Source organism: Mycobacterium sp. NPDC050551, assembly GCF_040674075.1.
Classification (GTDB): Bacteria; Actinomycetota; Actinomycetes; order Mycobacteriales; family Mycobacteriaceae; genus Mycobacterium.
Genome location: NZ_JBFARC010000003.1, coordinates 695,345 through 708,061, shown reverse-complemented (window position 1 = coordinate 708,061; position 12,717 = coordinate 695,345). Strand labels below are relative to the sequence as shown.

The 12,717-nt window shown below is 68.8% G+C and carries 13 protein-coding genes; 12 read left to right on the top strand and 1 reads right to left on the bottom strand.

Features of this window, described 5'->3' with window-relative positions; genetic code table 11:
• Positions 1–192 precede the first annotated feature (192 nt).
• On the bottom strand, positions 193–618 hold the full coding sequence (locus AB0K11_RS15790; RefSeq protein WP_364978062.1) for a DUF5318 domain-containing protein: 426 nt from the start codon (positions 616–618) through the stop codon (positions 193–195).
• A gap of 102 nt (positions 619–720) precedes the next feature.
• On the opposite strand from AB0K11_RS15790, the gene AB0K11_RS15785 reads away from it, so the two are divergent.
• The 12 genes from AB0K11_RS15785 (at position 721) to AB0K11_RS15730 (ending at position 12,715) form a co-directional block, all read left to right on the top strand.
• Positions 721–1,599 carry a DUF1707 domain-containing protein gene (locus AB0K11_RS15785; RefSeq protein WP_364978059.1) on the top strand — a complete coding sequence of 293 codons (879 nt, stop codon included), beginning with the start codon at positions 721–723 and terminating at the stop codon, positions 1,597–1,599.
• Between the two features lie 136 nt (positions 1,600–1,735).
• Positions 1,736–2,281 carry a PadR family transcriptional regulator gene (locus AB0K11_RS15780; protein WP_264013465.1) on the top strand — a complete coding sequence of 182 codons (546 nt, stop codon included), beginning with the start codon at positions 1,736–1,738 and terminating at the stop codon, positions 2,279–2,281.
• A gap of 55 nt (positions 2,282–2,336) precedes the next feature.
• The gene (locus AB0K11_RS15775; RefSeq protein ID WP_364978055.1) at positions 2,337–3,413 is read left to right on the top strand and encodes an inositol-3-phosphate synthase; all 1,077 of its coding nucleotides are present in this window, start codon (positions 2,337–2,339) and stop codon (positions 3,411–3,413) included.
• 78 nt (positions 3,414–3,491) lie between these two features.
• Positions 3,492–4,379: an alpha/beta hydrolase gene (locus AB0K11_RS15770; RefSeq protein ID WP_364978052.1), complete on the top strand. Its 888-nt coding sequence runs from the start codon at positions 3,492–3,494 to the stop codon at positions 4,377–4,379.
• Between the two features lie 87 nt (positions 4,380–4,466).
• Complete coding sequence (locus AB0K11_RS15765) at positions 4,467–4,769, top strand: hypothetical protein (RefSeq protein WP_364978049.1); 303 nt, start codon at positions 4,467–4,469, stop codon at positions 4,767–4,769.
• A 116-nt stretch (positions 4,770–4,885) separates the two neighbouring features.
• On the top strand, positions 4,886–6,955 hold the full coding sequence (locus tag AB0K11_RS15760; protein WP_364978046.1) for a PhoX family phosphatase: 2,070 nt from the start codon (positions 4,886–4,888) through the stop codon (positions 6,953–6,955).
• Positions 6,956–6,979: 24 nt separating this feature from the next.
• A complete protein-coding gene (locus AB0K11_RS15755; protein ID WP_364978043.1) occupies positions 6,980–8,056 on the top strand; it encodes a hypothetical protein in 1,077 nt (358 codons plus the stop codon).
• A 42-nt stretch (positions 8,057–8,098) separates the two neighbouring features.
• Positions 8,099–8,902, top strand: coding sequence for an LLM class F420-dependent oxidoreductase (locus AB0K11_RS15750; protein WP_364978040.1), 804 nt, complete (start codon positions 8,099–8,101; stop codon positions 8,900–8,902).
• Between the two features lie 53 nt (positions 8,903–8,955).
• Positions 8,956–9,621: a GntR family transcriptional regulator gene (locus AB0K11_RS15745; RefSeq protein WP_364978037.1), complete on the top strand. Its 666-nt coding sequence runs from the start codon at positions 8,956–8,958 to the stop codon at positions 9,619–9,621.
• Between the two features lie 45 nt (positions 9,622–9,666).
• On the top strand, positions 9,667–11,451 hold the full coding sequence (locus tag AB0K11_RS15740; RefSeq protein WP_364978034.1) for an ABC transporter substrate-binding protein/permease: 1,785 nt from the start codon (positions 9,667–9,669) through the stop codon (positions 11,449–11,451).
• A complete protein-coding gene (locus AB0K11_RS15735) occupies positions 11,451–12,188 on the top strand; it encodes an amino acid ABC transporter ATP-binding protein (RefSeq protein ID WP_364978031.1) in 738 nt (245 codons plus the stop codon). Before AB0K11_RS15740 ends, AB0K11_RS15735 begins: the two co-directional genes overlap by 1 nt.
• A gap of 59 nt (positions 12,189–12,247) precedes the next feature.
• Complete coding sequence (locus AB0K11_RS15730) at positions 12,248–12,715, top strand: MarR family transcriptional regulator (protein ID WP_364978028.1); 468 nt, start codon at positions 12,248–12,250, stop codon at positions 12,713–12,715.
• The last annotated feature ends 2 nt before the right edge of the window (positions 12,716–12,717 follow it).

The window sequence follows — 12,717 nt, the reverse complement described above, 5'->3', positions numbered from 1 at the left end:
GAGGGCGCCCCTGAGCGCGGACGGCGGCGGGGACCGTCGGGCGGGCCGGGCCTGCGGGCCGAACCCTGGCCGGGCCGGGGGGAACGATCCCACGGCGGCGGACCGCTGGGCGAGCCTGGTGTGGGCGCACCGCCGCGCTCAGCCGCCTGCCCCTTGCGGGCATCGCTGGCTGACCGGTCGTGACGCCCTTCGCTATTCACTGGCCGTGCGCGCACGACTGCGCGCCGTTCGGGTGCCGCGCGACTTCTTCGGAGGTGGAACCGCGCCGAGCACATATGACTTCACCAGGTGATTCCACTCGCAGGTCCGGCATACCTCCACCACGTGTACAGAGAATTCGTCGAATTTGGTCGCCAGCAGCACGAGCTCCTCGGCGGTACGCGCCGAGCCCGACACCGCGCCGAGGTGATCGCCGAACACCCACGACACCAGGGTCAGCTGCTCCTTGCGGCAGATCGGGCACATCACCGAACTCTGCTTGCCGTGGAACTTCGCGGCGCGCAGCAGATACGGATTGGCGTCACAGACCTCCGAGACACCGGTGCGTCCCGAGTAGACCTCGGCCAGCAGGGACCGCCGCCGAAGGGCGTAGTCCACCACCTGTCGCTGCAGTCGCACGGGGACCAGAGTACGTCGGGGCCCCGACCACCGAGGGTCGACCGCATCGGCACGTCCGGGTTCACCCATCTGGACTGCGCCGATGGCCCTACGATCATCGTCGTGGCGACAGCGGGATCGGGGCGGCGGACGTCTGGCACCCGAGCGAGGGACACCGACCGGAACGACACGTGCAAGGTGCTCGACACCGCGCTGGCCGAAGGTCAGCTGTCGATGACCGAGCACGGTGAACGCGTCAAGGCCGCCACCAACGCCGCCACCCTCGGCGATCTGCAGGCGTTGATGAGCGATCTGCAGACCGCCGCACCGGTGCAGCTGCGCGAGCTCAAGGAACCCCGCAAGCTGCCGCTGCCCGGCAAGGGCTCCGGCCCCGGCTGGGGCCTGCGCCTGGCCACCGCCGCGGTGCTGGTGCTCTTCGGCATCGCCGTCGGCTGGGGGCTGTACGGCAACACCAGTTCGCCGCTGAGCTTCGAGACCGATCCGGGCGCGAAGGCCGACGGCATCCCGGCGCGTGTGCTCACCCCGCCGCGGCAACTGCTGTCACTCGGCGGCATCAACGGCCTCTTCGAGCAGATGCGCAAGAAGTTCGGCAGCACCGAGGGCTTCGACCTCGACATCCGGCCCGACCAGGCCTATCTGCGGATCCCCGACCCGCGCGACGCCCGCCGCACATTGATGTACACCTACGCCGGCGGCTGGAGTGACGATCCGTCGGAGTCCAACACCGATTCCGACGCCCGCCCGATCGACCTGGCGAGGTTCAACGTCGAGGCGGTGCTCGGGGCGATGCGCGGCGGTCCGCAGACGGTCGGCCTCCCGGCGAACGATCCGGCCGAACTGCGGCTGGACATCAGTGCGTCCGAGGATCCGCTGACACCCGGCGACGTGAAGCTCATGGTCTATGTGGACGGCGAGTTCAAGGACGGGCACTTCACCCTGACCCCGGACGGCGAGCTCAAGGACGTCTACCGGGCTTCCTGAGCGCCCCGGCGGGTGAACCGCGGGTGAACGAATGTGCGTGCTGATGTAGCGCCATATATATCGGCGCGATACAGTTGGCCGAGGTGTTGAAGCGTCGTAACGACGCGAGCAAATTTCTGCCGAAGGGGGTGAATCGATGCTGGAGCTCGCCATTCTGGGTCTTCTGCTCGAGTCGCCCATGCACGGCTACGAGTTGCGCAAACGCCTGACCGGTTTACTCGGCGCTTTCCGGGCGTTCTCCTACGGTTCGCTCTACCCGGCCCTGCGGCGCATGCAGGCCGACGGCCTCATCGCCGAGGACGCCGCGCCCGAGGGCACGCTCACGCGCCGCCGCGCGCGGCGGGTCTACCGGCTCACCGATACCGGTAAGGCGCGGTTCACCGAACTCGTCGCCGACACCGGTCCCCAGAACTACTCCGACGACGGATTCGGAGTGCACCTCGCCTTCTTCAACCGCACCCCGGCCGAGGCCCGGATGCGAATCCTCGAGGGGCGCCGTCGTCAGGTGGAGGAACGCCGGGAAGGCCTGCGTGAAGCAGTCGCACGGGCCAGCAGCTCATTCGATCGCTATACCCGCCAGCTGCATCAGCTCGGGCTGGAGTCCAGCGAACGAGAAGTGAAGTGGCTCAACGAGCTGATCGCGGCAGAACGTCAGGGCCAGGGGCGCGCTGACAACGCGTGAGAAACCAGAACAGCTGAGCAGTACCGAATTCAGTATCGAGAGGGAGAACGTCGTCATGACTGAGAACACCGAAGTCAGGGTCGCCATCGTCGGTGTGGGCAATTGCGCGTCCTCATTGGTGCAGGGCGTGCAGTACTACCACGATGCCGACGAGACGGCGACCGTGCCCGGTCTGATGCACGTCAAACTCGGCCAGTACCACGTGCGCGACGTGAAGTTCGTCGCCGCGTTCGACGTCGACGCCAAGAAGGTCGGGTTCGACCTGTCCGAGGCGATCTTCGCGTCGGAGAACAACACGATCAAGATCGCCGACGTGCCGCCGACCAACGTGACGGTGCAGCGCGGCCCGACGCTCGACGGGATCGGCAAGTACTACGCCGAGACCATCGAGGTGTCCGATTCCGATCCGGTCGACGTCGTCAAGGCGCTCAAAGACGCCCGCGTCGACGTGCTGGTGTCCTACCTGCCGGTGGGCTCCGAAGAGGCCGACAAGTTCTACGCCCAGTGCGCGATCGACGCCGGCGTGGCCTTCGTCAACGCGCTGCCGGTGTTCATCGCCAGCGATCCGGTGTGGGCGAAGAAGTTCACCGACGCCGGTGTGCCGATCGTGGGCGACGACATCAAGAGCCAGGTCGGCGCCACCATCACCCACCGCGTGATGGCCAAGCTCTTCGAGGACCGCGGCGTGCAGCTCGACCGCACGATGCAGCTCAACGTCGGCGGCAACATGGACTTCCTCAACATGCTCGAGCGTTCGCGGCTGGAGTCCAAGAAGATCTCCAAGACCCAGGCCGTGACCTCGAACCTGCAGCGTGAGTTCAACACCAAGGACGTCCACATCGGACCGTCCGACCACGTCGGTTGGCTCGACGACCGCAAGTGGGCCTACGTGCGCCTCGAGGGCCGCGCCTTCGGTGACGTGCCGCTGAACCTGGAGTACAAGCTCGAGGTGTGGGACTCGCCGAACTCCGCCGGCGTCATCATCGACGCGGTGCGCGCGGCCAAGATCGCCAAGGACCGCGGCATCGGCGGCCCCGTCGTCGCCGCCTCGGCCTACCTGATGAAGAGCCCGCCGCAGCAGCTGCCGGACGACATCGCCCGCACGCAGCTCGAGAGCTTCATCGAGGGCTAGTTTCTCAGCGCGACTTGTGGAGTCCCGCCCGCGCTCAGCGCGGCTGGGGCTCCACATTTCGCGTTATAGGGTCGTAGCGTGATCACCGATGATCAACTGCCGACGGTCGACGAATTCGCGCTGCTGCCCGAGAACGCCGAACAGGCAGGCGTGTCCGACATTCCGCCGGCGCAGCGCCTCGACCGCGGCGCCATCAGCGCGCTGAAGTTCGGCGACGAACCGCCGCGCGTGGTGTTCCTGCACGGCGGCGGGCAGAACGCGCACACCTGGGACACCGTGATCCTCGGGCTCGGCGAACCCGCCCTGGCAATCGATCTGCCCGGCCACGGCAGGTCCGCGTGGCGCGAGGACGGCGACTACGGCCCGCGCGGGAACGCCGTCGCGATCGCCCCGGTGCTGCGCGAGCTCGCGCCGGCGGCCGACCTGATCGTCGGCATGTCGCTGGGTGGACTCACCGCGATCCGGCTGGCCGCCGCCGAACCCGCCCTGGTGCCTCGGCTGGTGCTGGTCGACGTCACGCCGTCGGCGCCCGAGCGGCACACGGAGATGACCGATGCGCAGAAGGGCACCGTCGCGCTCGTCCAGGGTGACCGGACCTTCCCCAGCTTCCAGGCGATGCTCGACGTCACCATCGCCGCCGCCCCACACCGCGACCCGAAATCATTGCGGCGCGGCGTCTTTCACAACACCAAGCAGCTCGACGACGGCACCTGGACGTGGCGGTACGACTCGTTCCGCACCGGCGACGGATTCGAGGGTCTGTGGAACGACGTGCCCGCCCTCACCATGCCCACCACGCTGGTGCGCGGCGCGAACTCCCACTTCGTCAACGACGAGGACGCCGAGGCATTCAGCCGGAACGCGCCCGGCTTCCGGCGCACCGTCGTCGTCGCCGATTCCGGGCACTCGGTGCAGGGCGACCAACCGCTGCGACTGATCGAGATCCTGCGCGACGAGCTCGCGTAGTCCACTACTCACGCCGTCCGGGCGCCGCCGTGTGATCGTCGGGAGACGACCGACGGGAGCAAACATGACCGCCAGTGGAAACACACCGTGACCACACTGGAGGGCCGCTGGCGCCACTCCTTCGAAGAGGACCATGAAGGCATCCGGGTATACCGCCCGGACGACTACGACTTCCCGCCGTCACGCAGGCGCGGCGGCGTCGAGTTCGGCGCCGACGGCACCTTCCTCGACTGGGGTCCGGCGGCGCCCAAGGCGAACGGCCGGCCCGGCTCGTGGACCGTCGACGAGGCCATGCGGCAGCTCGAGCTGACCATCGGCGACTGGCACCGCGTCATCGAGGTCGTCTGCGCACGGGCCGACCGGCTCGAGCTCCGCATCCGCACCCAGTGAGCGCTACGTCGCCTGCTGTTCACCCAATGCTTCCCGGGCGGCGACCAACCTGCCGTAGGTTTCGGCGGGTCACGACCGCCCAGCCCGCGGCCGGTGAGTGGAAGGAATCTGCCCCCATGGCGCTTGTGCCGCTGAACCTGTTCGTCTCCCACGACGGCCGGTCCTCACGTCAACACATCACCTGCCGCTACAAGTGCGGTGACGCCTGCTCCAAGCCCGCGCCGAACACCAGCCCCAACGAATACTTCGGCGACATCGTCAAGGCGGTGTCGCGTCGCTCGATGATCCAGGCCGCCGGCGTGACCGTGCTGGCCGTCGGTGCGGGTTCAGTGCTCGCCGCCTGCGGCTCCGAGGACGCCCCACAGGGATCGCCCACCACGTCTGCGCCGCCCGAGACGCCGCCGGGGATGAAGTTCAGCGCTGTGGCACCCAACAGCGAGGACGCCGTCGTCGTGCCCGAGGGCTACCAGCAGGGCGTCGTGATCAGCTGGGGCGATCCCGTGCTGCCCGGCGCACCGAAGTTCGACGTCGCCAAGCAGACCGCCGCCGCGCAGCGCGGTCAGTTCGGCTTCAACAACGACTTCGCCGCGCTGTTGCCGGTGGACGGCACACCTGGGCACTTCCTGCTGGTGACCAACTTCGAGTACGTCACACCGCAGTTCATGTTCCCCGGCTATAAGGCCGACGCCCCGACGCGGGAGCAGTTCGACATCGAGATCGCCGCGATCGGCATGGGCGTCGTCGAGGTCGAGCGAGCGCCGGGCGGCGGCCTGCGCCCGGTGATGGGCCGCTACAACCGCCGCATCACCGCCGACACACCGTTCACGCTGACCGGCCCCGCCGCGGGCACCGATTTCGTCAAGACGGCCGCGGACCCGACCGGGCGCACCGTCCTCGGCACCTTCGCCAACTGTGCCGGCGGCGTCACCCCGTGGGGCACCGTGCTGTCCGGCGAAGAGAACTTCCACTCCTACTTCGGATCGCCGGAAGGCGCGCCGAAGCCCAGCCCGGTCGACGCCGACCGGCAGGACCGGTACGGCGTCGCGCTCGAACCGTCCGAACTGCTCTGGGAGACCTTCGAGCCCCGCTTCGACGTGGCCACGACGCCGAACGAGGTGAACCGCTTCGGCTACGTCATCGAAGTCAACCCGTGGGACCCGGCGTCCACGCCCGTGAAGCACTCCGCCATGGGCCGGTTCAAGCACGAGGGCGCCAACATCCACGTCACAGGTGACGGCACCGTCGTCGCCTATACCGGCGACGACGAACGCTTCGACTACCTGTACAAGTTCGTCTCGAGCCGGAAGATGCAGCCGGGGAAGGACCCCGCGGCCATGGCCAACAACATGGCGATCCTCGACGAGGGCACGCTCTACGTCGCCAAGCTCAGCAGCGACATCCCGGCCGACGAGATCGACGGGTCGGGCACGCTGCCGGCGAAGGGCTCCTTCAGCGGCACCGGCACCTGGCTGCCACTGCTGCGCTCCGGACCAAACGGGCAGGCCGAGTCGCTGGTGCCCGGGATCACCGCCCAGGAGGCGGCGGTGTTCACCCGGATGGCCGCCGACAAGGCCGGCGCCACCAAGATGGACCGCCCGGAGGACGTCGAAGCCGACCCGAAGACCGGCAAGGTCTACGTCGCGCTGACCAACAACAACGAGCGCGGCGCGCCGGGAGAGGCGCCCGTCGACGCGGCGAACCCGCGTAACGACAACAAGAGCGGACAGGTCCTCGAGATCACCGACAATCACACCGGCACCGACTTCACCTGGGACCTGCTGCTGGTGTGCGGTGACCCCGCCGCGGCCGACACCTACTTCGCCGGGTTCGACAAGACGAAGGTCAGCCCCATCTCCTGCCCGGACAACCTGGCGTTCGACAGCCACGGGAACCTGTGGATCTCCACCGACGGCAACGCTTTGGACTCCAACGACGGCTTGTTCGCCGTCGCGCTGAACGGGCCGAACCGCGGGGAGACCAAGCAGTTCCTGACGGTGCCGCTGGGCGCGGAGACGTGCGGTCCGGTGGTCACCGACGACCTGGTCACCGTCAGCGTGCAGCATCCCGGCGAGTACGACGACAACAGCATCGACAACCCGAAGTCCCGCTGGCCGGAGGGCGGCAACGGCACGGCGCGACCGTCGGTGGTGGCGGTGTGGAAGGCCGACGGCCAGATCGGCATGTGAGCGACGAGCCGCTAGCATCGGCGGATGTCGTCGGGCGAGCTGGTCACCCTGGACCTCGCTCACGAGGGCAACGAGGCGTCGGATCTGGTGCACGTCGACAACGACGCGCTGCTGGACGCGCACGGCTGGGACCTCGGCTTCTGGACCGTACTCGACGAAGGCGCGGCCGAGGACTGCATCGCCGTGCTCGGCCATGCTCGCGGGGCTGCGCCGGACAGCGGCTGGGACATCCACCCGCTACCTGCCGTCGCCGGCCGTGAGAAGGGGCGCACCGAGGACGCCGAAGCGGTCGCGCGGCATGCCGGCTGGGTCTACGTGGTGGGGTCGCATTACGGATCCAAGGGCGGACCACTACAGGCCAAGCGCGCCTTCATCGCCCGATTCGACGAACAGTCGATCGACCGCACGGTGCCCGAAATCGAACTGCCGCTTGACATCCGGCGCAACAAGTTCGGCCTGCACCGGCTGATCAACGACGCGTTGGACGCCTCGCACGTCGTCGCTATCACCCCGGGCGACACCGTGCGCACCCGTTTCATCGCGAACACCATCGAACGCGGCACCCAGCGCAACAAGACCTGGGTGGACCGGCTGACCGAGCGCGACGTGCCGATCAACATCGAGGGCGCCGCCTTCCGCCCCAACGGCAATCTCCTGCTGGCGCTGCGCTTTCCCTCAACAGCGGCGGGAGAGCCCATCCTCGTCGAATTGTCCGGTGTGCCGGCCATGTTCGACGGTGAGGCTGAGGCGCCGACCGTCGAACAGGTGTGGGAGCTGGCCGGGGTGTCCCCGCCGGGCGCTCTTGTCGGCTTCCGCGCCCTGTCCCGGTCGGGCGACGACGTCTACGACGCGATCATCGGCTCCATCGACGCGACCGGCAAGGGCTCGGTGCTGCTCGACGACCACCCCGAGGGCGCCGACGCGCACTGCTCACACTGGCGCTTCACCCTGCCCGGCGACGGCAGGCACGCAGGCACCGTCCGCGCCGAGCTGGTGCGCGACTTCCCCGACCTCCGCAACGTCGAGGGCATCGCCGTCGAGGGCGGACGGACCTACTACGTCACCGACGAAGACCACCGCATCCAGCTGCGATTCGGCTGAACGTTCCGGCGCCCGCTGTCCGGCAGCGGTTACCGTGGCGGGGTGACCTCAGCCTCAACCCGCCCGGTGCGCATCGGCGTGCAGCTCCAGCCCCAGCACTCCCCCGAATACCGCCACATCCGCGACGCCGTGCGGCGTTGCGAGGACATCGGCGTCGACGTGGCCTTCAACTGGGACCACTTCTTCCCCCTCTACGGCGACCCCGAGGGCGCGCACTACGAATGCTGGACGATGCTCGCGGCGTGGGCCGAGCAGACCTCGCGCCTCGAGATCGGCGCGCTGGTGAGCTGCAACTCCTACCGCAACCCGGAACTGCTGGCGGACATGGCGCGCACCGTCGACCACATCTCCGACGGCCGGCTGATCCTCGGCATCGGATCGGGCTGGAAGCAGAAGGACTACGACGAGTACGGCTACGAGTTCGGCACCGCGGGCAGCCGGCTGAACGACCTCGCAGCCGCGCTGCCGCGCATCAAATCCCGGCTCGCCAAGCTGAACCCGACGCCCACCCGGGACATCCCGATCCTGATCGGCGGGCAGGGCGAGAAGAAGACGCTGCGCATGGTCGCCGAGTACGCCGACATCTGGCACGGCTTCACCGACCGCGGCACCTACCCCGGCAAGGCCGAGGTGCTCGACCGGCACTGCGCCGACGTGGGCCGCGAACCCTCGGCCGTCGAACGCTCATCCGGTGTGCCCGAACGCGGACCCGACGCGATGCTCGCCGAGGCCGACGCGCTGGTCGGGCTGGGCGTCACCCTGCTGACCATCGGCGTCAACGGACCCGACTACGACCTGTCGGCCGCTGAGGCGCTGTGCCGGTGGCGCGACGAGCGGGCGGGCTGAGCCCGGCCGGCCCCGTGAGACACTGAGCGCCAGCGGACTGGGGGGTCAGCGCGATGCCGAAGAAGTACGGGGTCAAAGAGAAAGACCTGGTCGTCGCGCACGTCATCAACCTGGTCATGACGGGCAAGCTGCGCGGCGGTGACCGCATCGACCGCAACGAGATCGCCAAGGACCTCGGCCTGAGCCGGGTGCCGATCCAAGAGGCGATGGTGCAACTCGAGCACGACGGCATCGTGTCGACGCGGTACCACCGCGGCGCGTTCGTCGAGCAGTTCGACGAGGCCGCGCTGCGCGAACACCATGAGCTGTACGGGATCCTCAACGGCCTCGCCTGCGCGCGTGCCGCGATGAACCCGACGCCGCGACTGCTCGAAAGGCTCGACAGCGCGCTGCACACGCTGCGTGCGGCGAAGGACCCGAGAACATTCCAGGAAGCCTGCTGGCACTACCGCGACACGGTCAATGACGAGTACGCCGGCCCCCGGCTGCAGGCGGCGATCCGCGCCGCACAGAGCTTCGCGCCGTCGGAGTTCTGGACCACTTACCCCAAGAGCAAGCAGGAGTTCCTGCCCGGCTACGAGGACGAGACCCGAGCAATCCGCGACGGCGACCCCGACGCGGCCCGGGCGGTGTGGGCGCACCGGGCGGAGCTGATGGCCACGATCATGATCGCCGAGCTGACCCGCCGCGGAGTGCTGGGCGACTTGCGATCGCATTGAGGCCTACCGGCGCACGCTGACAGGGGCGGCCGATAGGTTGCATTCATGAGCGCCCGACGACTTTCCGCGTTGGCGGCGACCGTCCTGATGGTCTGGGTGATGGTCGCCGGCCTGGGGTTCGCCGCACCGGCCGCCGCGCAGACCGACCAGTGCGCGCCGCCGGGCGTGCAGAGTGCCAGCGCGCTGCCCACCAACCTGGCCGCGGCGGATCAGGGTCCCGGCGCCGACCGGTACACCACGCCGAACGTGGTGCCCCTCGACCGCGTCGACACCGGTGCGCTGAACCTGAGCCGCCCCGGCGTGCTGACCGTCGGCACCCTGTCCGACGCGCCCCCGAGCATCTGCATCGACTCCGCCGGGCAGTTCACCGGATTCGACAACGAACTGCTGCGCGCGATCGCCGACGAGTTGGGGCTGCAGGTCGAGTTCGTCGGCACCGAGTTCTCCGGGCTGCTGGCCCAGACCGCGGCCCGACGCTTCGACGTCGGCTCCTCGTCGATCACCACCACCGACGCGCGGCGGCGCACCGTCGGATTCACCAACGGCTACGACTTCGGCTACTTCTCGCTGGTGGTGCCGGGCGGCTCGCCGATCACCGGCTTCGGGTCGCTCGAGCCCGGCCAACGCATCGGCGTCGTCCAGGGCACCGTCCAGGAGGCCTACGTCGTCGACACCTTGAAGCTGCAGCCGGTGATCTTCCCCGACTACAACACCGTCTACGCCAGCCTCAAGACCCGCCAGATCGACGCGTGGGTGGCGCCGTCGGCCCAGGCCGAGGGCACCGTGCAGGCCGGCGATCCGGCGCAGATCATCGAGAACACCTTCAGCCTCGACAACTTCATCGCCTACGCGGTGGCCAAGGAGAACCAGCCGCTGATCGACGCGCTGAACTCCGGGCTGGACGCGGTGATCGCCGACGGCACCTGGGCCCGGCTGTACGCCGACTGGGCGCCGCGGGCACTCCCGCCCGGCTGGAAGCCCGGTTCGAAGGCCGCGCCTGCGCCGCAGTTGCCCGATCTCGCGGCGATCGCCGCCCAGCAGGAGCGGCCCGCTGCGACGCCGTCCGCGCCGAAATCGACTCTGGCGCAACTCAAGGACTCGTTCCTCGACTGGGACCTCTACAAGCAGGCGTTCCCCGACCTGCTCAAGACCGGGCTGCCCAACACGCTCATCCTGACGGTGAGTGCAGCCGTCATCGGCCTGGTGCTCGGCATGGCGCTGGCCATCGCGGGCATCTCGCGGTCACGCCTGCTGCGGTGGCCCGCGCGGGTGTACACCGACATCTTCCGCGGGCTGCCCGAAGTGGTGATCATCCTGCTGATCGGTCTCGGCCTCGGACCGGTAGTGGGCGGACTGACCGGCAACAACCCGTTCCCGCTCGGCATCGCGGCGCTGGGTCTGATGGCCGCGGCGTACACCGGCGAGATCTTCCGCTCGGGCATCCAGAGCGTCGAGACCGGGCAACTCGAGGCGTCGAGGGCGCTGGGATTCAGCTACTCGACGTCGATGCAGCTCGTGGTGATCCCGCAGGGAGTGCGGCGGGTGCTGCCCGCGCTGATGAACCAGTTCATCTCGCTGCTCAAGGCGTCGTCACTGGTGTACTTCCTGGGCCTGATCGCCAACCAGCGCGAGCTGTTCCAGGTCGGGCGCGACCTCAACGCGCAGACCGGCAACCTGTCGCCGCTGGTGGCGGCGGGGCTGCTGTATCTGGCGCTGACCATTCCACTGACCCACCTGGTCAACTACGTCGACAACCGGCTGCGCCGCGGCAGACAGGCCCGTGCCGAAGACCCCGAGCTGTCGCCGGCGGCGAACCAGGAGATGATCTGATGGCCGACTTCGAACCGGTCTCGTTGGCCTGCAATGACGTTCACCTGTCCTTCGGACCGAACGCGGTACTGCGCGGGGTGGACCTCGACGTGCCCGCGGGCAGCACCGCCACGGTGATCGGGCCGTCGGGATCGGGCAAGTCGACGCTGCTGCGGGTGATGAACCGGCTCTACGAACCCGACAGCGGTGACATCCTGCTGGACGGCCGCTCGGTGCTCGCCGACAACCCCGACCAACTCCGGCAGCGCATCGGCATGGTGTTCCAGCAGTTCAACCTGTTCCCGCACCGCAGTGTGCTGGACAACGTCACGATGGCGCCGCGCCGATTGAAGAAGCTGCCTGCCGACGCCGCCCGCGAACTGGGCCTCGCCCAGCTGGACCGGGTGGGCCTGCGGCACAAGGCCGACGTGCGGCCGGGCACGCTGTCCGGCGGTCAGCAGCAGCGGGTGGCGATCGCGCGGGCGCTGGCGATGGCGCCGCAGGTGATGTTCTTCGACGAGGCCACCTCGGCGCTCGACCCCGAACTCGTCAAGGGCATCCTGGCGCTGATCGCCGACCTCGGCGCCGACGGCATGACGATGGTGGTGGTCACCCACGAGATGGGTTTCGCCAGGTCGACGGCGGATTCGGTGGTGTTCATGGACCACGGGCAGGTGGTCGAGTCGGGGCCGCCCGAGAGGATCTTCGACGCGGCGGAGACCGACCGGCTGCGCCGGTTCCTCTCCCAAATTCTCTGACGCGAAAATTTACGTTCCGGCCCATATTGGCAGGGACCGACACGTTAGACTGTCGAACTATGGTCGAGACCGATCCGCAGGTCACCGAACTCGCGGGCGAGCTGCAGCGCGTGCTGTCCAGGGTGTTCTCGATCCTGCGCCGTGGAGACGCGAACCGCGGCACCGCAGGCGACCTCACACTGGCGCAGCTGTCGATCCTGCTGACGCTGCTCGATCAGGGCCCCATCCGGATGACCGAGCTGGCCGCGCTCGAGCGGGTCCGCACGCCGACGACCACCGTCGCGATCCGCCGGCTGGAGAAGCTCGGCCTGGTCAAGCGCTCACGCGACCCCTCCGACCTGCGCGCGGTGCTCGTCGACATCACCCCCGACGGCCTGGCCCAGCACCGCGAGGCGCTCGCCGCCCGCCGGGCCGCGCTGGCCGAGCGGCTGTCGAAGCTCAGCGCCGACGAACTCGAGACACTCACCAAGGCGCTGCGTCCGCTCGAGCACCTCGCCGACCCGGAGGACCGAACCGACCGGACCTGACC

Coding starts and splice junctions, on each gene's coding strand:
- AB0K11_RS15755 (WP_364978043.1), top strand. CDS start 6,980: ATGTCGTCGGGCGAGCTGGTCACCCTGGACCTCGCTCACGAGGGCAAC.
- AB0K11_RS15780 (WP_264013465.1), top strand. CDS start 1,736: ATGCTGGAGCTCGCCATTCTGGGTCTTCTGCTCGAGTCGCCCATGCAC.
- AB0K11_RS15745 (WP_364978037.1), top strand. CDS start 8,956: ATGCCGAAGAAGTACGGGGTCAAAGAGAAAGACCTGGTCGTCGCGCAC.
- AB0K11_RS15775 (WP_364978055.1), top strand. CDS start 2,337: ATGACTGAGAACACCGAAGTCAGGGTCGCCATCGTCGGTGTGGGCAAT.
- AB0K11_RS15735 (WP_364978031.1), top strand. CDS start 11,451: ATGGCCGACTTCGAACCGGTCTCGTTGGCCTGCAATGACGTTCACCTG.
- AB0K11_RS15740 (WP_364978034.1), top strand. CDS start 9,667: ATGAGCGCCCGACGACTTTCCGCGTTGGCGGCGACCGTCCTGATGGTC.
- AB0K11_RS15730 (WP_364978028.1), top strand. CDS start 12,248: ATGGTCGAGACCGATCCGCAGGTCACCGAACTCGCGGGCGAGCTGCAG.
- AB0K11_RS15760 (WP_364978046.1), top strand. CDS start 4,886: ATGGCGCTTGTGCCGCTGAACCTGTTCGTCTCCCACGACGGCCGGTCC.